At 51.9% G+C, this 20,886-nt stretch carries 21 protein-coding genes and 5 tRNA genes; 23 read left to right on the top strand and 3 right to left on the bottom strand.

The features are described from left to right. Window positions 1-92: 92 nt before the first annotated feature. Both mltB and ACXI0A_RS17030 read left to right on the top strand, forming a co-directional pair. Window positions 93-1,175: a lytic murein transglycosylase B gene (mltB, locus tag ACXI0A_RS17035; protein ID WP_224933378.1), complete on the top strand. Its 1,083-nt coding sequence runs from the start codon at window positions 93-95 to the stop codon at window positions 1,173-1,175. 86 nt (window positions 1,176-1,261) lie between these two features. Next, window positions 1,262-1,597, top strand: a complete 336-nt coding sequence (locus tag ACXI0A_RS17030; protein ID WP_224933377.1) for a zinc ribbon domain-containing protein YjdM — start codon at window positions 1,262-1,264, stop codon at window positions 1,595-1,597. 35 nt (window positions 1,598-1,632) lie between these two features. Here ACXI0A_RS17030 and ACXI0A_RS17025 read toward each other — a convergent pair whose 3' ends face one another. After that, window positions 1,633-2,520, bottom strand: coding sequence for a dihydrodipicolinate synthase family protein (locus ACXI0A_RS17025; protein WP_476147573.1), 888 nt, complete (start codon window positions 2,518-2,520; stop codon window positions 1,633-1,635). A gap of 168 nt (window positions 2,521-2,688) precedes the next feature. Here ACXI0A_RS17025 and tam point away from each other — a divergent pair, with 168 nt between their 5' ends. The 15 genes from tam (at window position 2,689) to luxS (ending at window position 13,497) form a co-directional block, all read left to right on the top strand. Then, a complete protein-coding gene (tam, locus tag ACXI0A_RS17020; RefSeq protein ID WP_476147575.1) occupies window positions 2,689-3,465 on the top strand; it encodes a trans-aconitate 2-methyltransferase in 777 nt (258 codons plus the stop codon). 102 nt (window positions 3,466-3,567) lie between these two features. Next, the gene (pncC, locus tag ACXI0A_RS17015; RefSeq protein ID WP_224933374.1) at window positions 3,568-4,062 is read left to right on the top strand and encodes a nicotinamide-nucleotide amidase; all 495 of its coding nucleotides are present in this window, start codon (window positions 3,568-3,570) and stop codon (window positions 4,060-4,062) included. A gap of 94 nt (window positions 4,063-4,156) precedes the next feature. Next, window positions 4,157-5,233, top strand: coding sequence for a recombinase RecA (gene recA, locus ACXI0A_RS17010; protein ID WP_224933373.1), 1,077 nt, complete (start codon window positions 4,157-4,159; stop codon window positions 5,231-5,233). Window positions 5,234-5,340: 107 nt separating this feature from the next. Next, window positions 5,341-5,856 carry a RecX family transcriptional regulator gene (locus ACXI0A_RS17005; RefSeq protein WP_476147578.1) on the top strand — a complete coding sequence of 172 codons (516 nt, stop codon included), beginning with the start codon at window positions 5,341-5,343 and terminating at the stop codon, window positions 5,854-5,856. A 134-nt stretch (window positions 5,857-5,990) separates the two neighbouring features. Further along, window positions 5,991-8,618: an alanine--tRNA ligase gene (gene alaS, locus ACXI0A_RS17000; protein ID WP_476147580.1), complete on the top strand. Its 2,628-nt coding sequence runs from the start codon at window positions 5,991-5,993 to the stop codon at window positions 8,616-8,618. Window positions 8,619-8,868: 250 nt separating this feature from the next. Next, on the top strand, window positions 8,869-9,054 hold the full coding sequence (gene csrA / locus ACXI0A_RS16995; RefSeq protein ID WP_004155916.1) for a carbon storage regulator CsrA: 186 nt from the start codon (window positions 8,869-8,871) through the stop codon (window positions 9,052-9,054). Between the two features lie 304 nt (window positions 9,055-9,358). Then, window positions 9,359-9,451: transfer RNA gene (locus tag ACXI0A_RS16990), tRNA-Ser, on the top strand. A gap of 8 nt (window positions 9,452-9,459) precedes the next feature. Further along, a tRNA-Arg gene (locus ACXI0A_RS16985) sits at window positions 9,460-9,536 on the top strand. An 85-nt stretch (window positions 9,537-9,621) separates the two neighbouring features. Continuing rightward, window positions 9,622-9,698, top strand: a tRNA-Arg gene (locus ACXI0A_RS16980). 58 nt (window positions 9,699-9,756) lie between these two features. Continuing rightward, a tRNA-Arg gene (locus ACXI0A_RS16975) sits at window positions 9,757-9,833 on the top strand. A gap of 60 nt (window positions 9,834-9,893) precedes the next feature. Beyond that, window positions 9,894-9,970, top strand: a tRNA-Arg gene (locus tag ACXI0A_RS16970). Window positions 9,971-10,203: 233 nt separating this feature from the next. After that, window positions 10,204-10,770, top strand: a complete 567-nt coding sequence (gene yqaB, locus ACXI0A_RS16965; RefSeq protein ID WP_476147582.1) for a fructose-1-phosphate/6-phosphogluconate phosphatase — start codon at window positions 10,204-10,206, stop codon at window positions 10,768-10,770. Further along, complete coding sequence (locus tag ACXI0A_RS16960) at window positions 10,767-11,195, top strand: YqaA family protein (RefSeq protein ID WP_100703645.1); 429 nt, start codon at window positions 10,767-10,769, stop codon at window positions 11,193-11,195. The genes yqaB and ACXI0A_RS16960 overlap by 4 nt, the downstream gene beginning before the upstream one ends. A gap of 31 nt (window positions 11,196-11,226) precedes the next feature. Then, window positions 11,227-12,831, top strand: coding sequence for a glutamate--cysteine ligase (gene gshA, locus ACXI0A_RS16955; RefSeq protein WP_224933369.1), 1,605 nt, complete (start codon window positions 11,227-11,229; stop codon window positions 12,829-12,831). Between the two features lie 150 nt (window positions 12,832-12,981). Then, window positions 12,982-13,497 carry an S-ribosylhomocysteine lyase gene (gene luxS, locus ACXI0A_RS16950; RefSeq protein WP_039330800.1) on the top strand — a complete coding sequence of 172 codons (516 nt, stop codon included), beginning with the start codon at window positions 12,982-12,984 and terminating at the stop codon, window positions 13,495-13,497. 55 nt (window positions 13,498-13,552) lie between these two features. Here the strand turns inward: luxS and ACXI0A_RS16945 are convergent, their stop codons facing one another. After that, a complete protein-coding gene (locus ACXI0A_RS16945) occupies window positions 13,553-14,839 on the bottom strand; it encodes an HlyC/CorC family transporter (RefSeq protein WP_224933368.1) in 1,287 nt (428 codons plus the stop codon). A gap of 13 nt (window positions 14,840-14,852) precedes the next feature. Continuing rightward, complete coding sequence (locus ACXI0A_RS16940) at window positions 14,853-15,647, bottom strand: cytochrome C assembly family protein (RefSeq protein ID WP_224933367.1); 795 nt, start codon at window positions 15,645-15,647, stop codon at window positions 14,853-14,855. A 166-nt stretch (window positions 15,648-15,813) separates the two neighbouring features. Between ACXI0A_RS16940 and ffh the strand changes: the two genes are divergently transcribed. The 6 genes from ffh to ACXI0A_RS16910 all read left to right on the top strand — a co-directional run bounded on the left by ffh (window position 15,814) and on the right by ACXI0A_RS16910 (window position 20,883). Beyond that, window positions 15,814-17,175 carry a signal recognition particle protein gene (gene ffh, locus ACXI0A_RS16935; protein WP_224933366.1) on the top strand — a complete coding sequence of 454 codons (1,362 nt, stop codon included), beginning with the start codon at window positions 15,814-15,816 and terminating at the stop codon, window positions 17,173-17,175. Window positions 17,176-17,317: 142 nt separating this feature from the next. Further along, on the top strand, window positions 17,318-17,566 hold the full coding sequence (gene rpsP, locus ACXI0A_RS16930; RefSeq protein ID WP_039330808.1) for a 30S ribosomal protein S16: 249 nt from the start codon (window positions 17,318-17,320) through the stop codon (window positions 17,564-17,566). An 18-nt stretch (window positions 17,567-17,584) separates the two neighbouring features. Beyond that, a complete protein-coding gene (rimM, locus tag ACXI0A_RS16925) occupies window positions 17,585-18,133 on the top strand; it encodes a ribosome maturation factor RimM (protein ID WP_224933365.1) in 549 nt (182 codons plus the stop codon). Window positions 18,134-18,168: 35 nt separating this feature from the next. Then, window positions 18,169-18,933: a tRNA (guanosine(37)-N1)-methyltransferase TrmD gene (gene trmD / locus ACXI0A_RS16920; RefSeq protein WP_202404642.1), complete on the top strand. Its 765-nt coding sequence runs from the start codon at window positions 18,169-18,171 to the stop codon at window positions 18,931-18,933. Window positions 18,934-18,976: 43 nt separating this feature from the next. After that, window positions 18,977-19,327, top strand: coding sequence for a 50S ribosomal protein L19 (rplS, locus tag ACXI0A_RS16915; RefSeq protein ID WP_034822234.1), 351 nt, complete (start codon window positions 18,977-18,979; stop codon window positions 19,325-19,327). A 476-nt stretch (window positions 19,328-19,803) separates the two neighbouring features. Next, window positions 19,804-20,883, top strand: a complete 1,080-nt coding sequence (locus ACXI0A_RS16910) for a 3-deoxy-7-phosphoheptulonate synthase (RefSeq protein ID WP_476147587.1) — start codon at window positions 19,804-19,806, stop codon at window positions 20,881-20,883. The last annotated feature ends 3 nt before the right edge of the window (window positions 20,884-20,886 follow it).

Raw genomic sequence — 20,886 nt, 5'->3', positions numbered from 1 at the left:
AAGCAGCGTAAATTTAAGATATTGCTCTGTATCCCGCTTTGATGAACGATTACCATGTTGGCTTCCGGTTTCATCTGGCTTATGGATATCTAATGCGTTTTAAGGTTGCTTTTCTTCCACTTATCGCCTTGCTTGCTGCCTGCAGCAGTAAGCCTGCAACCCAGCAGCAAACCGCCGTTGTGCCTGCACCAAAAGGTGGTTTTTTACTGGAACCTTCACACGCCGTTCAGCCGATGTTTGGTGATTTCGCGGGAAATCCCGCGGCTGAGCAATTTATTGATCAAATGGTGGCAAAACACGGTTTTAACCGCGATCAACTGCATGCCGTGATTGGCCAGGCGAAGCGTCTTGATTACGTGCTGCGCTTGATGGATCAACAAGCGCCAAGCTACACGCCGCCGACGGGACCAAACGGTGCCTGGATCCGCTATCGCAATAAATTCATCACGCCAGATAATGTGCAAAATGGTGTGGCGTTCTGGGATCAATATCAGGACGCGCTGCAACGCGCTCAACAGGTTTATGGTGTGCCGCCAGAGATCATTGTCGGGATCATTGGCGTGGAAACACGTTGGGGTCGGGTCATGGGCAAAACGCGTCTGCTGGATGCGCTGGCCACCTTATCCTTTAGCTATCCGCGTCGCGCGGCCTACTTCAGCAGCGAACTGGAAACCTTCCTGTTGATGGCGCGTACTGAACAGGACGACCCGCTGGATCTGCGCGGTTCCTTCGCGGGTGCAATGGGTTACGGTCAGTTTATGCCGTCTTCTTATAAGCAGTATGCGGTCGACTTCAATGGTGATGGCCACATTAACCTGTGGGATCCGGTGGATGCGATTGGCAGCGTAGCAAATTACTTCAAAGAGCACGGCTGGCGCGCGGGGCAGAATGTTGCCGTACCGGCAAGCGGTCAGGCTCCTGCGCTGGAAAATGGGTTTAAAACGCTTTATCCGGTGAATACGCTGATGGCGAGCGGCCTCACGCCGCAAGGATCGCTGGATGGTAACAACCAGGCGAGTCTGCTGCGCTTTGATCTGGGTACCAGTTATCAATATTGGTATGGTCTGCCTAACTTCTATGTCATCACGCGCTATAACCACAGTACGCACTATGCGATGGCGGTGTGGCAGTTGGGCCAGGCAGTGGCGAAAGCGCGTCAGGGCAACATGCTTTAATGCTGTCCTTATAAAGAGTGAGGGTATAAGATGGCGCCCCTTTTGCGGTGCCATCTTTACCGCCTTTCGACTTCTGAGGAACGCTAATGACAACGTTACCTGCTTGCCCTGTGTGTCAGGCTGATTATACCTGGCAGGATGGTGAAAACCTGAACTGCCCATCTTGTGGTCATATCTGGTCACCTAGTGCTGATGCAGCATCGGATAGCCTGGTGGTGCGTGATGCCAATGGCAATCTGCTCGCCGATGGCGACAGCGTTACTGTGGTCAAAGATCTCAAGGTGAAAGGGAGCTCCTCAACCCTGAAGATTGGCACCAAAGTGAAAAGCATTCGCCTGGTTGAAGGCGACCATAACATTGATTGCAAAATTGATGGTTTTGGTCCGATGAAACTCAAATCTGAATTTGTGAAAAAGAACTGAGAACAGGACGGCTGCCCGGCCGTCCCGTGTTGTGTTCACATCAGTAAGCGATCCAGCTCCGCGCACTGCTCAGCCGTAAGTTCACCGCCATAATTGCGTGAATGGCTGCTCATAGAATCATATTTGCGCGCCACTGCGGTTTTGATGGTCGTGACAAAGTCATCGCCAATGGTGTAGATCGCCATTAGCTTACCAATGCGCTGCTGAATCTGAGCCAACTGCGCTAAATCTCCCGCACGCCAGGCGCGCATCGCCCCGGCAAACAACTCCGGCACAATGTTGTTTAAGCCGGAAATCACCCCGGCACCGCCTGCCAGTAAATTGGGCAGCAGATATTCGTCATATCCGGAAAGCACCGTGAAATCAGGGCGTACCTTTTGAGTTTCTTCAATCAGGGCACGATTGTGCGACAGGCAATCCATGGTGTCTTTAATACCGATAAACTGCGGCAGTTCAGCCGCTAACTCTGCCACCAATGCGGGCGTCAAATCGCAGCCGGTACGCGCCGGGAAATTATAGGCAAACCACTTGCCACCTAACTGTTTATCCAGCGCTTTAAAGTAGCTCAACAGCTGTTTCTGCGTTTGCCCATAATAGTAGGGCGGCAAAACCATCACGGCGTCATACCCGTTTTGCCAGGCAGCTTCAGCGAGCTGCAACGTATCCGGAACACAGGTACTTGAGACATTCGCAACCATGGTCAGTGGCGAAAGCTGACGTGCTTCGCTAATCAGCATCAGTCTTTCCTGCTGGGTTAACGATGCAAACTCTCCGATACTGCCCATCAGTAACAGCGTATCAATCCCCGAGGTGCTCAGGCGCGCAAAGTGGCGGCCCAGCGCATCAATATCGAGTCGGTTATGTTGATCGAAAGGGGTAACTGAAGGACACCAGACGCCCGTTAATTCAGGTTGTGCAGCCATAACATCATCCTCAATTTTCATGAAATGAAACGTTGTTTTAACTTAGTGCTCGTGACTGACATTAACCAGTGACAAAGGGTAAAAAGGTGAGACATCGCACTTTTCTCTTCGCTCCGCGATTAAGAAAACAGGTAGTGTGATGCTCTTCAGCCAGACAGGAGCGTTGCCATGCAAGACTGGAATCCACAGCTGTATCGTCAATTTGAATCGGAGCGCACGCGTCCTGCGCGTGAACTGTTAGAACGTATTCCTCTTACCGACGTGCATTTCGCTACAGACCTAGGATGCGGGCCTGGCAACAGCACAGAGCTGCTGGCGCAAGCGTGGCCAGGCGCGGTGATTACGGGCCTCGACAGTTCAGCAGCCATGCTGGAACAAGCGCATGAGCGTTTACCTTCCTGCACTTTTTTGCAGGCGGATATCCGTACCTGGCAGGCTAATCAGCCACAGCAGGTCATCTATGCGAACGCTTCGCTTCAGTGGCTAACCGATCATCACACGCTGCTGCCGCATCTGGTTGAACAGCTGGATATCGGTGGCGCTCTGGCGATTCAGATGCCGGACAATCTTGAAGAGGCCTCCCACCGCTTAATGCGTGAAGTGGCGGCAGGTGAGCGCTGGCAGGCGCATATCTCGCCACAGGCTGCGGATCGCAAACGTCTGCTGACCACGGAACAATATTATGATTTGCTGAGTGATGCGGGTTGTCAGGTGGATATCTGGCGTACCACTTACTATCACCCGATGGCCGATGCGCAGGGCATCATTACCTGGCTCCGTGCCACGGGCTTGCGTCCTTTCCTCGCGGGATTGACCGAACAGCAACAAGCGGATTTTCTGCATGACTATCATCAGGCATTAATGCCTGCGTATCCCCCACGCAGCAACGGCCAGGTTCTGTTAGCTTTCCCACGCTTATTTATGGTCGCAGTGAGAACGCGTTAAAATCGCTGGAAGCGGATGCGCAAAATGGTGCGTCAGAGGTTGAAAAGGGCGCTCTGTTGCACCATTTATGGTTAACGCGCAGCGCCAAAACAGGAGAAGGCGATGAACGACCAACAGTTGCAGCAGCTCAGCCAGCGTATTGGTGAACAGCTGAAAAAACGCGAGGCAACGGTGACCGCGGCGGAATCCTGCACCGGTGGCTGGATTGCCAAAGTGTTTACCGATATCAGTGGCAGCTCAGCCTGGTTTGAGCGGGGTTTCGTGACCTACAGCAACGAAGCTAAACAACAGATGGTGAGTGTACAGGCTGATACTCTGGCCCAGCATGGCGCGGTGAGTGAGCAAACCGTGCGTGAGATGGCGCGGGGTGCCTGCAATGCCGCCGCCGCTGAGTTTGGCATTGCCGTGAGCGGTATTGCGGGGCCAGATGGCGGTTCGGCAGAAAAGCCGGTGGGTACTGTGTGGTTTGCCATTGCCGGACCTGGCGATCGTGTTCTGGCGCAGCGGCAGATCTTTGCCGGAGACCGTGACGCGGTGCGTCGGCAATCTGTCGCCTGGGCGCTGCAAACACTGCTTGATGAATTTCTGACAAATTAAACTTGATACTGTATGGTCATACAGTATAATTACCGGCAACAGAACGAGCAGGCACATAATGATGTCGGCTTACCCAGCATGATTAGGAGTGGAAATGGCGATTGACGAGAACAAACAGAAAGCTTTAGCAGCCGCGCTGGGCCAGATTGAGAAACAATTTGGTAAAGGCTCGATCATGCGCCTGGGTGAAGACCGTTCGATGGATGTAGAAACCATCTCGACCGGTTCACTGTCACTGGATATCGCGTTGGGTGCCGGCGGTTTGCCAATGGGCCGTATCGTTGAGATTTACGGACCAGAATCATCCGGTAAAACTACGCTAACACTGCAGGTGATTGCCGCAGCGCAGCGTAAAGGTAAAACCTGTGCCTTTATCGATGCGGAACACGCGCTTGACCCGGTGTATGCCAAAAAACTCGGCGTAGATATCGACAATCTGCTGTGTTCGCAGCCGGATACCGGTGAGCAAGCGCTGGAGATCTGTGATGCGTTAGCACGCTCGGGTGCCGTTGATGTGATCATCGTTGACTCCGTGGCGGCACTGACGCCGAAAGCGGAAATCGAAGGTGAAATCGGTGATTCGCACATGGGTCTGGCTGCACGTATGATGAGCCAGGCGATGCGTAAGTTAGCGGGCAACCTGAAGCAGTCAAACACGCTGCTGATCTTCATCAACCAGATTCGTATGAAAATTGGTGTGATGTTTGGTAACCCAGAAACCACCACCGGTGGTAACGCGCTGAAATTCTACGCTTCTGTTCGTCTTGATATCCGCCGTATCGGTGCGATTAAAGAGGGCGATGAAGTGGTCGGTAGCGAAACCCGCGTCAAAGTGGTGAAGAACAAAATCGCTGCACCGTTTAAGCAGGCTGAATTCCAGATCATGTATGGCGAAGGGATCAATACCTTCGGCGAGCTGGTGGATCTCGGCGTGAAGCACAAACTGGTTGAGAAAGCCGGTGCGTGGTACAGCTACAACGGCGATAAAATTGGTCAAGGTAAAGCGAACTCGACCAACTTCCTTAAAGAGAATCCAGCGATTGCCAACGAGATCGATAAGAAGTTGCGTGATCTGCTGCTGACGGGAGCGACAGCGACAGCAGGAGCCGCTGCAGCACAAACCCCTGCTGGTGACTACCAGGAAGCTAGCGAAACTAACGAAGATTTCTAAGATACCCAACGGGAGCAGCGATGCTCCCGTTTGCTTTTCCCTGTCAACACTTCCCCTGCTCGTCTTCTTGCTTTACCCTGCGCAACAGTCAGAACAAGGTACAACTCATGTCATCATCACCTTCTGCGGCTTCGGTGCCGACATTTTCTCGTTTGCTGGATCGTGCCATGCGTGTGTTATCACAGCGTGACCACAGTCGTGACGAATTGAAACGTAAGCTGCAACTCTCAAGTCAGCGAGCAGCTTATCTGAAGCAAGAAGAAAACGTGCCGATACCGGATGAGTTGCTGGAAAAGGTGCTCGACTGGTGCCAGGAAAGCGGCTGGCTGAACGATCAGCGCTTTACCGAACGTTTTATCCAAAGCCGGGCGCGCAAAGGATATGGTTCACAACGCGTGCGCATGGAGTTGCAACAGAAGGGCATCAGCCGCGATGAGATCAATCAGGCAATGATGGATACTGACGTGGACTGGAGCCAGTGCGCGGCTGATTTGGCTAAGCGTAAATTTGGTGAACCTCTGCCACAAACCTGGGCTGAGAAAAGCAAGGTACAGCGCTTTTTAATGTCTAAAGGCTTTATGATGGAAGATATTCAGGCAGTTTTCAGAAATATTGACGACTGAAAGGCGATGGGATTTTACTTCCCACTGAAGAAAATTTATCTTATTCCCACTTTTTGTTCCTCAATCAGCGGTAAACCTGCAGATGTGGTTTGCCCGCGAAAGGGAACGTTCGTTAGCGTGATTCCAGGAATTATATGAGCAAGAGCACTGCTGAGATCCGTCAAGCGTTTCTCGACTTTTTTCATAGCAAGGGACATCAGGTTGTAGCCAGCAGCTCCCTCGTACCGAATAACGACCCAACGTTGCTGTTTACCAATGCGGGAATGGTGCAGTTTAAAGACGTTTTCCTCGGTCAGGATAAACGCGATTATGCACGCGCAACCACGTCTCAGCGTTGCGTGCGCGCCGGTGGCAAGCACAACGATCTTGAGAACGTTGGCTACACCGCTCGTCACCACACCTTCTTTGAAATGCTGGGTAACTTCAGCTTTGGCGACTACTTCAAGAAAGAAGCAATTGCTTATGCCTGGGAACTGCTGACGGGTGAGCAGTGGTTCAAGCTGCCAAAAGAGCGTTTGTGGGTCACGGTTTATGAAACCGATGATGAAGCTTTCGAAATCTGGGCTAACGATGTTGGTGTACCGCGCGAACGCATCATCCGCATCGGCGATAACAAAGGCAGCGCCTACGCATCTGACAACTTCTGGCAGATGGGTGATACCGGCCCTTGCGGTCCATGCACCGAAATTTTCTACGATCACGGCGACCATATCTGGGGTGGCCCGCCGGGTAGCCCGGAAGAAGATGGCGATCGCTACATTGAGATCTGGAACATCGTTTTCATGCAGTTCAACCGTCAGGCCGACGGCACCATGGAACCTTTGCCGAAGCCTTCTGTTGATACCGGTATGGGCCTGGAGCGCATCGCCGCGGTACTGCAGCACGTTAACTCCAACTATGAAATCGATCTGTTTGCCAGGCTGATCAAGGCTGTTGCCCAGGTTACCGGTGCAACCGACCTCAACAATAAATCGTTGCGCGTCATCGCTGACCACATCCGTTCCTGTGCATTCCTGATCGCTGATGGTGTCATCCCATCGAATGAAAACCGTGGCTACGTGCTGCGCCGCATCATTCGTCGCGCAGTGCGTCATGGCAATATGGTGGGCGCTAAAGAGGCCTTCTTCTACAAGCTGGTCGCGCCATTGATTGATGTCATGGGCGATGCCGGTGAAGACCTGAAACGCCAGCAGAAGCATGTTGAAAATGCTCTGAAAAATGAAGAAGAGCAGTTCGCTAAGACGCTGGAACGCGGCCTGGCATTGCTGGATGAAGAGTTGGCCAATCTGCAAGGCGATACGCTGGATGGTGAAACGGTCTTCCGTCTGTATGACACCTTCGGTTTCCCGGCGGATTTGACTGCCGATGTCTGCCGCGAGCGCAATCTGAAGATTGACGAAGCGGGCTTTGAAACGGCCATGGAACAGCAGCGTCAGCGCGCACGTGAGGCCAGTGGCTTCGGTGCTGACTACAACAGCGTAATTCGCTTTGATGCTGCCACTGATTTTAAAGGTTATGAGCAACTGCAGGCTGAAGGCACCGTGCAGGCGCTTTTTGTTGACGGCAAGCAGGTCGAGCAGGTTGCTGCTGGTCAGGATGCGGTAGTGATTCTGGATCAGACTCCTTTCTATGGTGAGTCGGGTGGTCAGGTAGGCGATACCGGTGTGTTAACTGGGCAGAATGCTGAATTCAGCGTCCAGGATACACAGAAGTATGGCAAAGCCTTTGGTCATATCGGTAAGCTCAACAGCGGTGAGCTGCGTGTTGGTGACCGCCTCAATGCGCAAGTGGACGAAGAGCGTCGTGCACGTATCATCCTGAACCACTCGGCAACGCATCTGATGCATGAAGCGTTACGTGAAGTATTAGGCGATCACGTGGGCCAGAAAGGCTCGCTCAACAACGATAAATACCTGCGCTTCGACTTCTCTCATACTGAAGCGATGAAGCCAGAGCAGATTCGTACCGTTGAGGATATCGTTAATACCCAGATTCGTCGCAATTTACTCATTCAGACCGAAGTGATGGATCTGGATGAAGCGAAAGCGCGTGGCGCAACAGCGTTGTTTGGTGAGAAATATGAACAGCGTGTGCGCGTGGTCAGCATGGGCGAATACTCCGTTGAGCTGTGTGGCGGTACACACGCTGCGCGCACCGGTGACATCGGTCTGTTCCGCATTCAGTCTGAATCCGGTACGGCGGCAGGTGTGCGCCGTATTGAAGCGCTGACGGGTGAGGGCGCGATTGCTCAACTGCATGCACAAAGCGATCAGATATCTGAAATTGCTCAGGTGGTTAAAGCCAACAGCAGTAATCTGAATGAGAAGGTGCGCGGTCTGGTTGATCATGTTCGTGCGCTGGAAAAAGAACTGCAGCAGCTGCGCGATCAGCAAGCGGCGCAAGAAAGTGCCTCGCTCAGCAGTCAAGCGGTGGACGTGAAGGGCACCAAACTGCTGGTCAGCGAGCTCAGCAACGTTGAGCCGAAGATGCTGCGTACCATGATGGATGATCTTAAAAATCAGCTCGGCTCGGCCATCATTGTGCTGGCAACCGTTGCGGACGGTAAGGTTTCCCTGATTGCTGGTGTGACCAAAGACCTGACCGACCGTGTCAAAGCGGGTGAGTTGGTTGGCGAACTGGCCGCTCAGGTTGGCGGTAAAGGCGGTGGCCGTCCTGATATGGCTCAGGCGGGCGGCACAAACCCTGAGGCCCTGTCTGGTGCACTGGCTGGTGTGCCGGAGTGGGTGAGTAACCGACTGTAACGAATTAAAACTCAGCATCGTGAGCAGCGCCAGAATCCCCGTGTTCTGGCGCTTTTTAACGCGGTGTGCACCCGATAATGACAAAGTCCGGTTGATGTAGTGTATTTCGGCTAAACTAACTATCAGCAGAATGTATTGGCGTGGCGATGCACAATGGTGTATTTGTCATAGACATTGTTCAGCGTTATATGATGGATATGGCCGGGAGACCGAACAGGCCCGACTCTTTTAATCTTTCAAGGAGCAAAGAATGCTTATTCTAACTCGTCGAGTTGGTGAAACCCTCATGATTGGCGATGAGGTGACTGTAACGGTGCTGGGTGTTAAAGGTAACCAGGTCCGTATTGGCGTTAATGCGCCTAAAGAAGTTTCGGTGCATCGCGAAGAAATCTATCAGCGTATCCAGGCCGAAAAAACTCAGCAAACGAGTTACTAACGGATTCAGCGCCTCGCATCCAGCGAGGCGCTACCGCTTTTCTTCCCGCATTTCTCTTTTCTCCCTGCTTTGATCCCATTTTCTTTCTTCCCATTTTGCTAACTGCAACGTGCTTTCTCTGTTGATTAATCACTCTTTTTGTCGGTAAAACATCCTAATTGCGCGTCATTTGTGCAATCAAATCGATATCCGGAAAAAGTCGGGAAAAATTGTTTGACTTATAAGTGCGGGAAAGTAATATGTGCGCCACGCAGTGCCGATGAGCAGAAACAAGTTCAGAAGCACGGTTCGGAAGAACGCGTATGGTGAGGTGGCCGAGAGGCTGAAGGCGCTCCCCTGCTAAGGGAGTATGCGGTCAAAAGCTGCATCCGGGGTTCGAATCCCCGCCTCACCGCCATTTCCGATGCATCCATAGCTCAGCTGGATAGAGTACTCGGCTACGAACCGAGCGGTCGGAGGTTCGAATCCTCCTGGATGCACCATTCGGAAAACTGAAGTAAGAGTGAACGAGCAGTTCCTTTCATGGTGAGTTGTCAGCACCCTGCGTTGTACAAGAATTAACTCGATGCATCCATAGCTCAGCTGGATAGAGTACTCGGCTACGAACCGAGCGGTCGGAGGTTCGAATCCTCCTGGATGCACCATTCTTCGTATCATTCCCAGGTTGATTGCAGTAAGTCCATCGTAAGAAAATCTCTCAATGCATCCATAGCTCAGCTGGATAGAGTACTCGGCTACGAACCGAGCGGTCGGAGGTTCGAATCCTCCTGGATGCACCATTCTGCTTTCCGCACGCTACTCTCAGTGTGTTTCATTAGTCATATCAGTCAGACCCCAATGCATCCATAGCTCAGCTGGATAGAGTACTCGGCTACGAACCGAGCGGTCGGAGGTTCGAATCCTCCTGGATGCACCATCTCCTGTTCAAAACAATCAACGCCTGCTTTCTGAATTTACCTCCCATTTTTCTGCATCACGCAAAAACCACTTATATAACCGCCATTTATCCCCGGCATCGCCACCTGACCTTTTTCCGAAAACAAAAATAGCTAATGCTTTCAAAGCATTTGCTGTTAAGCACACCTGGCGACAACCTAAGCGCATTACGCTAAAGTAATGGCTCATTTTGTGGTGCTCGATGGAGTGACAATGTACGACCAATATGACGCCCTGATTTTCGATATGGACGGCACGATCCTGGATACTGAGCCGACACATCGAAAAGCCTGGCAGCAGGTGCTGAGCAGCTACGGTTTCACCATGGATGAGAAAAAAATGGTGAGCTTTAATGGCGCACCCACCTGGCAGCTGGCGCAGTACATTCTTGAGCAGAACAACGCTGAGCACGATCCACATCTGCTGGCCGCAGAGAAAACTGAGGCGCTTAAAGCGATGTTGCTGGATGACGTGCGCCCGTTACCGTTAATGGACGTGGTGAAAGCGTATCACGGTCGTCGACCAATGGCGGTGGGCACGGGCAGTGAACACAGCCTGGCAAAGGCTCTGCTGGAAGCGTTGGGTGTCTATCATCTGTTTGATGCCGTGGTCGGTGCGGATGATGTGCAGCGCCATAAACCTCAACCCGAGACCTTTTTACGCTGCGCCGAATTAATGGGCGTGGCACCTGAACGCTGTGTGGTGTTTGAAGATGCTGACTTTGGTGTTCAGGCGGCGCAAGCCGCGGGCATGGATGTGGTTGATGTCCGTTTACTGTGAATGAATTCCTGACCTATGGATCGTTATTCGGCAGTAGCTTTCTGAGTGCCACCCTGCTTCCGGGAAGTTCAGAGGCTGTGCTGATTGCTTTGCTGATCGCCCAAAAGGGTTCGATCTATGGATTGTTATTGGCCGCATCAGTGGGAAACACGCTGGGTGGCCTGACCAACATTATTCTTGGTCGCCTCATGCCGCCAAAAGGGCAGGGGCGATGGCATGACACAGCAATGACGTGGTTACATCGATTGGGACCTGCAGCACTGCTATTAAGCTGGCTGCCGGTAGTGGGCGACCTGCTTTGCGTGCTTGCAGGCTGGTTGCGCTTTGCCTGGCTGCCCTCGGTGCTGTTCCTCGCCATCGGTAAAACGCTGCGTTATATCGTTATCGCGACCGCCACATTACAAACAATGCAATGGTGGCATTGATTCGCACAGATTCGAGGCTACGGTTAACATTATGCTGAACAAAAATAAATTATTCGCACAGCGGGAGGTTAATGTGATCCCGGACGTATCAAAAGCACTTTCCTGGTTGGAAGCGCATCCCGACGCGTTAAAGGGTATCGGCCGTGGCATTGAACGCGAGACGTTGCGCGTCAATCCGAATGGCCACCTGGCAACGACCGGGCATCCTGAATCTCTGGGTTCAGCGCTAAAGCACAGTTGGATCACCACCGATTTTGCCGAAACGCTGCTGGAGTTCATCACACCTGTCGATCAAAGTATTGATCGTTCACTGGCATTCCTGCGTGATATTCACCGCCACACGGCGCGTGAGTTGGGTCAGGAACGCATGTGGCCGTTCAGTATGCCAGGTTATGTTGATGATGTTGATAGCATCGAGCTGGCGCAATATGGCAGCTCTAACATCGGCAAGATGAAAACGCTCTACCGTCAGGGGCTGAAAAATCGCTATAGCGCACTGATGCAGATTATATCTGGCGTGCACTATAACTTCTCGCTGCCACTGTCGTTCTGGCAGGAGTGGGCAGACGTTAAAGATGCGGAAAGCGGTAAAGAGACCATCTCTGCCGGTTATCTGCGTCTGATCCGCAACTACTATCGCTTTGGCTGGGTGATCCCATACCTGTTTGGTGCCTCACCGGCGATCTGCTCGTCCTTCCTGCAAGGTCGTGAAAGCAAGCTCCCGTTTGAAACAGACGGCAAGGGTACGCTGTGGCTGCCGTATGCGACTTCACTGCGTCTCAGTGATTTGGGATATACCAACAAGTCACAAAGCGGCCTGGGCATCACCTTTAACTCGCTCGACGGTTACGTTGCTGCGCTGAAAGCGGCGATCAAAACGCCGTCCGCAGAGTATGAAGCGATGGGAACCAAAGATGCAGACGGTAACTGGTTGCAGCTGAACACTAACGTGTTGCAGATTGAGAACGAATTGTATGCACCGATTCGTCCAAAACGTGTAACACGTTCGGGTGAAGCGCCTTCTGATGCGCTGTTACGCGGCGGGATCGAGTACATCGAAGTACGTTCTCTGGATATCAACCCGTTCTCCGCTATTGGCGTGGACGCTAATCAGGCGCGTTTCCTCGACCTGTTCCTGATCTGGTGTACCCTGGCGGATGCCCCTGAAATGAGTTCCGACGAACTGCTGTGCAGCCGTAAAAACTGGAACCGCGTGGTCATGGAAGGACGTAAGCCGGGACAGGTGATTGGCGTGGGTTGTAGCGACACAGAACATCCGCTGGTTGATGTGGGTAAGGCCCTGTTTGCCGACCTGCGTCGTGTGGCCGAAGTGCTCGACAGCAATTACGGCAGCACGCAATATCAACAGGTTTGCGATCAACTGGTGGCATCGTTTGATGATCCTGAGCTAACCTATTCAGCGCGCATTCTGCATGCCATCAAAGAAAATGGCTTGACCGGTGCAGGTGTGGCACTGGCTGAACAGTATCGCCATCTGCTGTGTGAAGAGCCGTTAGAGATTTTGACTGAAGATGACTTTAGTCGTCAGGCGTTGGAGTCGGTGCAGGCGCAGGAAAAGCTGGAACAGAGCGATACGCTGGATTTCGAAAGCTACCTGGCAGGTCGCGAAGGCTGAAAAAGAAAATGGCCACATCATTGTGGCCAAAATTAACATCTCTGTTGTCAGGGATGATGATAACAAATGCGCGTCTTTCATATATTCAGACGTTGGGCGAACGGAAAAGTTTCATCGTTTTAAAAAAAATCTCAAAACAGGAGGTGACGTATGCCACTACTGGATAGTTTTACTGTTGATCACACCATCATGGGCGCACCTGCCGTGCGCGTTGCAAAAACCATGAACACTCCGCATGGCGATACCATCACCGTTTTTGACCTGCGTTTCTGCCGTCCGAATATTGATATTCTGACTGAGCGCGGCATTCATACGCTGGAGCACCTGTTTGCCGGCTTTATGCGTAATCACCTCAACGGTGATGGCGTAGAAATCGTTGATATCTCGCCAATGGGTTGCCGCACCGGCTTCTACATGAGCCTGATTGGTGAACCTGACGAGCAGCGCGTAGCGAAAGCGTGGAAAGGGGCGATGGAAGACGTTCTGAAAGTGAAAGAACAGAGCCAGATCCCGGAACTGAATGAATACCAGTGTGGTAGCTACAAGCTGCACTCACTCGACGAAGCGCAGCAGATCGCGCGCAACGTGTTGGCGCATGACATTGGCGTGAACCGTAATGAAGATCTGAAACTGCCGGCAGAAAAGCTGAAAGAGCTGCACATCTAGTGCCTGCCTGAGCAGAAATGAAAACGCCGCGATGTTCGCGGCGTTTTTTTTGGCTTCAGGAACCGATGGAGGATTTCAGCGGATGATGCGGGGTAATGCGCACCTGCTTCACCATGTTGTCTTGGACGTCGAGGATATCAACATCGTACTTACCGATTTTCACTCGGGTATCAACCAACGGAATCTCTTCCAGCGCCTCCAGCAACATGCCATTAATGGTGCGCGCTTCATCTTCGGGTAACGTCCAGTTAAAGGCTTTATTGATTTCACGCACGTTGGCGCTGCCCTCAATCAATACTGAGCCATCATTCTGCGGCATCACTTCTTCCGCCAGCGAAGGAGACATGGACGTCGTAAAGTCGCCAACAATCTCTTCCAGAATGTCTTCAATGGTCACCAGCCCTTTGATGTCACCATATTCATCGACCACTAAGCCGGCTTTCTTCTTATTGCGCTGGAATTTTACCAACTGCACATTCAGTGGCGTGCCTTCCGGAACATAATAAATTTCATCAGCGGCGCGTAGCAGGCGGTCTTTGTTGAATTCTTTCTTCTCAGTCATCATGCGCCAGGCTTCACGCACACGCAGCATGCCAACTGAATCATCCAGTGAGTCGCGGAACAGCACAATGCGTCCATGTGGCGAGTTGCTCAGCTGGCGCACAATCGATTTCCAGTCATCGTTGATATTGATGCCGACAATTTCATTACGCGGCACCATGATGTCATCAACACTGACCTTTTCCAGATCCAGCACCGACAGCAGCATGTCCTGATTACGGCGTGACATCAGCGAGCGTGACTCATAGACGATGGTACGCAACTCTTCTTTACTCAGAGCAGAATTGATGGAGCCTTCCGTCTTGATACCGACCATGCGCATCAGAATGCGGGTGATGGTGTTAAGCAGCCAGACCAAAGGCAGCATCACATATTGGAGTGGAGCCAACAGTACGCTGCTCGGATAGGCAACTTTTTCGGGATAGAGCGCCGCAATTGTTTTCGGCAACACTTCGGCAAACACCAACACCACAAAAGTCAGGATGCCGGTTGCAATCGCGACGCCCGCATCGCCGTAAAGGCGCATGCCGACAATGGTGCCCAACGCGGAAGCGAGAATATTGACGAGGTTATTGCCAATCAAAACCAAACTGATGAGACGATCGGGACGACGCAGTAGTTTCTCAACCCGGCGTGCGCCACGGTTACCGGTTTTGGCTTTATGGCGCAGTTTGTAACGATTGAGCGTCATCATGCCGGTCTCTGAACCGGAGAAGTACGCAGAGACCAGCACCATGATGACCAGCGTAACGATCAGCGTGGTGGTTGAAACATGTTCCAACGCAAGAATTCCTTTAGTGAGAAGTGAGCAGGTGCTGTAAAACGCGACTGCCGAAGTAGGCCATGGTTAGCAGCAGTGCGCCGCCGCAGTTAAACCAGACGACACGGCGGCCGCGCCAGCCTTCATGGTAGTGTCCCCAGAGCAGAACGATATAAACAAACCAGGCAAGGATGGAAAGCACCGCTTTATCGACGTTCTCAGCGCTGAACAGGTTGTGCATAAAGAACAGCCCGGTGCACAGCACCAGCGTCAACAGCACCACACCAATCTGCGTGATATGAAACATTTTGCGCTCAATACTGAGCAATGGCGGCATATCCTGGGTGAAAGCCAGTTTCTTGTTTTTTAACTGGTAATCGATCCATGCCAGCTGCAGCGCATAAAGTGCAGCGATAATCAGCGTGGCATAGGCAAACAGTGACAGGCCGATATGGACCATCATGCCCGGCGTGGTTTCCAGATGGGTAATAAAGGCATTCGGCACAAAGGTAGCGAAGGCGAGGTTAATCAAAGCAAAGCCGTACACAATCGGCAGCAGTAACCACCCACGATTACGCGAAGCCACAATAGTCATGATCGCGCAGATCAATAAACTCACCAGCGAACCAATATTCAGCAGACTGAGATTTTGTCCGTTGTCGACGGCAAAAATGCGTTGCTGCAGTGCAACTGCATGGGCAATCAGTGCCACGCAAGCTGAAAGCACGGCAAAACGACGCCAGCCACCGTTGCGTTTCAGCAGGCTAGGAATAATCAATGCAAGACTGAGGGAGTAGGCGAAAAGCGCCAAGATCGCGAAAACGAACATAGATCCTTTCAGGTGTCGGTCAGATAAGGAAAAAACCAGTATAGCGTCAGCTGCATCAGGCTCCAAACGATCTGACGGTCAATTGCAGAGATCGCTGAGGCTTCGTGCTATAATCCGCCGCATTGTGCCGCCCAGGCGGCCTCGCTACGGTCTTAAGTGAGAGAGCATGTTTGATAATTTAACCGATCGTTTGTCGCAATCCCTGCGCAACATCAGCGGCCGCGGAAGGCTGACCGAAGACAACATTAAAGACACCTTGCGTGAAGTGCGCATGGCATTACTGGAAGCGGACGTTGCGCTGCCGGTCGTGCGCGACTTCATCAACCGCGTAAAAGAAGCGGCAGTGGGTCAGGATGTAAACAAAAGCCTGACGCCTGGTCAGGAATTCATAAAAATTGTTCGTAACGAGTTGGTTACGGCAATGGGCGCAGAAAATAACGCGCTGAATCTCAACGCCCAGCCACCGGCTGTGGTGCTGATGGCAGGCCTGCAAGGTGCCGGTAAAACCACGAGCGTGGCGAAGCTGGGTAAGTTCCTGCGTGAAAAGCACAAGAAGAAAGTGCTGGTGGTTTCTGCCGACGTTTATCGCCCGGCGGCGATCAAACAGCTGGAAACCCTGGCGCAGCAGGTTGGCGTGGACTTCTGTCCCTCCGATTTGAGCCAAAAGCCTGTCGACATCGTTAAGAGCGCGCTGAAAGAAGCGAAGCTGCAATTCTATGACGTGCTGCTGGTGGATACCGCCGGTCGTTTGCACGTCGATGAAGCGATGATGGACGAAATCAAACAGGTACACGCCGCGATCAATCCGGTAGAAACCCTGTTTGTCGTCGATGCCATGACCGGTCAGGATGCGGCAAACACGGCAAAAGCCTTTAATGAAGCGCTGCCGCTGACCGGTGTGATTCTGACGAAAGTGGATGGTGATGCGCGCGGTGGTGCGGCACTGTCGATTCGTCACATTACCGGCAAGCCGATTAAATTTATGGGTATGGGTGAGAAGACGGAAGCACTGGAAGCGTTTTATCCAGACCGTATCGCCTCACGCATTCTCGGCATGGGCGACGTACTGTCGCTGATCGAAGATATTGAGAGCAAAGTTGACCGCGAACAGGCGGAGAAACTGGCGAAGAAACTCAAAACCGGTGATGGTTTTGATCTCAACGACTTCCTTGATCAACTGAAGCAGATGCGCAACATGGGCGGTATGGCCAGCCTGATGGGCAAGTTGCCGGGCATGGGCCAGTTGCCAGACAACGTGAAGTCACAGATGGATGACAAAGTGCTGGTGCGTATGGAGGCCATCATCAATTCGATGACCACCAAAGAGCGTCAGAAACCGGAAATCATCAAGGGCTCACGCAAGCGCCGTATTGCCACCGGTTCAGGTATGCAAGTGCAGGACGTTAACCGTTTATTGAAACAGTTCGACGACATGCAGCGCATGATGAAGAAAATGAAGAAGGGTGGCATGGCCAAAATGATGCGTGGCATGAAAGGCATGATGCCGCCCGGATTCCCTGGTCGCTAAGGCGACTGGCATATAGCCAGAAAATTGACACGCTCAGGTTGCTTTTTTCGCCAAAATGAGTAAAATTTTCGGGCTTTTTATATTGCGCTCGGGTTCCATCCCTCGATGGAGCCCGAGCGCTTTATTAACTAATGAGGATGTTATGGTTACAATTCGTTTGGCACGTCACGGCGCTAAAAAGCGTCCGTTCTATCAGGTCGTCGTTACTGACAGCCGCAATGCGCGTAATGGTCGTTTCATCGAGCGCGTAGGTTTCTTCAACCCGATCGCTTCTGGTCAGGCTGAAGGTCTGCGTCTGGATATGGACCGTATTGAGCACTGGGTTGGCCAGGGCGCAACGCTTTCTGATCGCGTTAACGCGCTGATCAAAGAAGCAAAAAAAGCAGCTTAATCTGTCACGGTGGTTAGCATGAGCATTAAACCTGCCGCACCGCCTCTCGTTAACCCAATCGTATTGGGCAAAATGGGGGCCGCTTACGGCATTCGAGGTTGGCTCAAAGTGTTTTCCTCCACTGAAGACGCTGAAAGCATCTTCGACTACCAACCCTGGTTCATCCAGCGCGCCGGTAAATGGCAGCAGGTCGAACTGGAAGGTTGGAAGCACCACAATCAGGACCTGATCATCAAAGTCAAAGGCATTGACGATCGGGACGCTGCGGCACAGTTAACCAATTGCGAAATCACGGTTGACTCCACGCAGCTGCCAGCGCTGGATGACGGTAATTACTACTGGAAAGACCTTATGGGTTGCAAAGTGGTAAACCTCGACGGCTACGAAATGGGCAAAGTCATTGATTTGATGGAAACCGGTTCGAACGACGTTCTCGTCGTTAAGGCAAACCTGAAAGATGCATTCGGTGCTCAAGAGCGGTTAATCCCGTTTCTTGATGAACAGGTTATCAAGAAAGTCGATCTCTCTACTGGCACGATTGAAGTAGATTGGGATCCTGGTTTTTGATCTCCGGACAATCCGGTAACGTAACGGCGAACGCGATGTGGATTGGTGTTATTAGCCTGTTTCCAGAGATGTTTCGCGCTATTACCGAGTACGGGGTAACTGGCCGGGCAGTAAAAAATGGCCTGCTCAACATTCAAAGCTGGAGTCCTCGTGACTTCGCTCACGACCGGCACCGTACCGTGGATGAACGTCCTTACGGCGGCGGACCGGGAATGTTGATGATGGTGCAACCCTTACGGGATGCAATCCACGCAGCGAAAGCGGCGGCGGGAGAAGGTGCCAAGGTGATTTATCTTTCACCTCAGGGTCGCAAACTGGACCAACAGGGCGTTTGCGAACTGGCGACCAACCAGAAGTTGATTTTGGTATGTGGTCGTTATGAAGGGATTGATGAGCGCGTGATTCACACTGAGATTGATGAAGAATGGTCAATCGGTGATTACGTACTCAGTGGTGGTGAGCTACCAGCAATGACATTGATTGATTCAGTCGCCCGGTTTATTCCCGGCGTATTGGGCAAGCAAGCGTCAGCCGATGAGGATTCGTTCTCTGAAGGGTTGCTGGATTGCCCGCACTACACCCGACCTGAAGTGTTAGAAGGGATGGAGGTTCCGCCAGTATTACTGTCGGGCAACCATGCCGATATTCGCCGCTGGCGCCTGAAACAGTCGCTGGGCCGTACCTGGCTAAGAAGACCTGAACTTCTGGAAAACCTGGCTCTGACTGAAGAGCAAGCACGGTTGCTAAATGAGTTCCAACGGGAACATCAGCAGCAACAAAACCATCAGGTGGAAGAGTAATCTTCCCTGACTATCAGTTTACCCAGGATATAGAGATTTAATTATGAGCAACATTATCAAGCAACTTGAACAAGAGCAGATGAAGCAGGACGTACCTTCATTCCGTCCGGGTGATTCCGTGGAAGTGAAAGTATGGGTCGTTGAAGGTTCTAAGAAGCGTCTGCAGGCATTCGAGGGCGTGGTTATCGCTATTCGTAACCGCGGTCTGCATTCTGCATTCACTGTTCGTAAGATTTCAAACGGCGAAGGCGTTGAGCGTGTCTTCCAGACTCACTCTCCGGTAATTGACAGCATTTCTGTCAAACGTCGTGGTGCTGTGCGTAAAGCCAAACTGTACTACCTGCGTGAGCGTACCGGTAAGTCAGCTCGTATCAAAGAGCGTCTGGGCGCGTAAGCAACATCCCAAAGTTAATAGCAAACAAGGGGTTGGCCTAAGGGCCAGCCCCTTTTTTTATGGGCGTTTTCTAAGGAACATCGCGATACAAGGTTTCTGTCTGTTCAGTTGGAAGCAAATGGGGTGTAGGGGTAAGTCATTTCATACTTTTCAAAATCGCGGTGTTGTAAAAGATGCCTGAGGGATCCTGAAATATCATTACTAGCCTGAATTGAGTGACATTGTCAGAGAGATGTCAGGTGCTAAAATTCATTGCTGTAATTTAATGTGTACACTTTGATTGCTTTGGGTTTCCATATTTAATTGGTTAAGGTAATGTTTTTACTGTGTTTATATTTATTTTCTTAGTGCTAGTAATATTATTGGTAATAAATGTGTACACGTGTGGATTGCATCCATTACAGACTGTGGTAAAGTAAGCGCCATCCTCAGTGAGGATCCCAAACCGCATATACGAGTTAAAAAGGATCGCCATCATGCAGAAAGACGCGCTGAACAATGTGCATATCGCCGACGAACAAATTTTGATCACTCCGCAAGAGCTGAAGGCTAAGTTCCCGCTCACTGCGGCGCAGGAAGCGCAGATTGCTGCTTCTCGCCAGACCATTGCCGATATTATTGCTGGCCGCGATCCGCGCCTGCTGGTGGTCTGTGGTCCTTGTTCAATTCACGATACCGAAGCCGCACTGGAATATGCTCGTCAGCTGCAAACTCTCTCTGCACAGTTGAAGGATCAGCTGTATATCGTTATGCGCGTTTACTTTGAAAAACCTCGTACCACCGTTGGCTGGAAGGGGCTTATCAACGATCCTTACATGAATAATTCATTTGATATGGAAGCCGGGCTTCACATCGCGCGTCAGCTGCTGGTGAACCTGGTGGAAATGGGCCTGCCGCTGGCAACGGAAGCGCTGGATCCTAACAGTCCGCAATATCTCGGCGATCTGTTTAGCTGGTCTGCAATCGGTGCCCGTACTACCGAGTCACAAACGCACCGCGAGATGGCTTCAGGTTTATCAATGCCTGTCGGCTTCAAGAACGGCACTGATGGCAGCCTGGGCACCGCGATCAACGCCATGCGTGCCGCAGCGATGCCACACCGTTTCGTTGGCATCAATCAGGCGGGGCAGGTTTGCTTGTTACAGACTCAAGGCAACCCGGATGGCCATGTGATCCTGCGTGGTGGTAAAGCACCTAACTACGGTCCTGAAGATGTTGCGCAGTGTGAAAAAGAGATGCTCAAAGCGGGACTGCGTCCGGCCTTAATGATAGATTGCAGCCATGGTAATTCTAATAAAGACTATCGCCGTCAGCCTGGCGTAGCCGAATCGGCTATTGCGCAGATTAAAGATGGAAACCGTTCCATTATTGGCCTGATGCTTGAAAGCAATATTCACGAAGGCAACCAGTCTTCTGAACAGCCACGTAGCGAAATGAAGTACGGTGTTTCCGTCACTGATGCCTGCATCGACTGGGAAACCACGGAAACCTTGCTGCGTGAAATCCATCAGGATCTGCAGGGAGTGCTGTCGGCGCGTCTGTCACACGAGGAATAAAGA

Source organism: Pantoea sp. C1E2 (assembly GCF_056491465.1).
The sequence above is the reverse complement of the archived record's forward strand: the minus strand, read 5'-3'. Positions and strand labels throughout refer to the sequence as shown.

Coding starts and splice junctions, on each gene's coding strand:
- mltB (WP_224933378.1), top strand. CDS start 93: ATGCGTTTTAAGGTTGCTTTTCTTCCACTTATCGCCTTGCTTGCTGCC.
- ACXI0A_RS17030 (WP_224933377.1), top strand. CDS start 1,262: ATGACAACGTTACCTGCTTGCCCTGTGTGTCAGGCTGATTATACCTGG.
- ACXI0A_RS17025 (WP_476147573.1), bottom strand. CDS start 2,520: ATGGCTGCACAACCTGAATTAACGGGCGTCTGGTGTCCTTCAGTTACC.
- tam (WP_476147575.1), top strand. CDS start 2,689: ATGCAAGACTGGAATCCACAGCTGTATCGTCAATTTGAATCGGAGCGC.
- pncC (WP_224933374.1), top strand. CDS start 3,568: ATGAACGACCAACAGTTGCAGCAGCTCAGCCAGCGTATTGGTGAACAG.
- recA (WP_224933373.1), top strand. CDS start 4,157: ATGGCGATTGACGAGAACAAACAGAAAGCTTTAGCAGCCGCGCTGGGC.
- ACXI0A_RS17005 (WP_476147578.1), top strand. CDS start 5,341: ATGTCATCATCACCTTCTGCGGCTTCGGTGCCGACATTTTCTCGTTTG.
- alaS (WP_476147580.1), top strand. CDS start 5,991: ATGAGCAAGAGCACTGCTGAGATCCGTCAAGCGTTTCTCGACTTTTTT.
- csrA (WP_004155916.1), top strand. CDS start 8,869: ATGCTTATTCTAACTCGTCGAGTTGGTGAAACCCTCATGATTGGCGAT.
- yqaB (WP_476147582.1), top strand. CDS start 10,204: ATGTACGACCAATATGACGCCCTGATTTTCGATATGGACGGCACGATC.
- gshA (WP_224933369.1), top strand. CDS start 11,227: ATGCTGAACAAAAATAAATTATTCGCACAGCGGGAGGTTAATGTGATC.
- luxS (WP_039330800.1), top strand. CDS start 12,982: ATGCCACTACTGGATAGTTTTACTGTTGATCACACCATCATGGGCGCA.
- ACXI0A_RS16940 (WP_224933367.1), bottom strand. CDS start 15,647: ATGTTCGTTTTCGCGATCTTGGCGCTTTTCGCCTACTCCCTCAGTCTT.
- ffh (WP_224933366.1), top strand. CDS start 15,814: ATGTTTGATAATTTAACCGATCGTTTGTCGCAATCCCTGCGCAACATC.
- rpsP (WP_039330808.1), top strand. CDS start 17,318: ATGGTTACAATTCGTTTGGCACGTCACGGCGCTAAAAAGCGTCCGTTC.
- rimM (WP_224933365.1), top strand. CDS start 17,585: ATGAGCATTAAACCTGCCGCACCGCCTCTCGTTAACCCAATCGTATTG.
- trmD (WP_202404642.1), top strand. CDS start 18,169: ATGTGGATTGGTGTTATTAGCCTGTTTCCAGAGATGTTTCGCGCTATT.
- rplS (WP_034822234.1), top strand. CDS start 18,977: ATGAGCAACATTATCAAGCAACTTGAACAAGAGCAGATGAAGCAGGAC.
- ACXI0A_RS16910 (WP_476147587.1), top strand. CDS start 19,804: ATGCAGAAAGACGCGCTGAACAATGTGCATATCGCCGACGAACAAATT.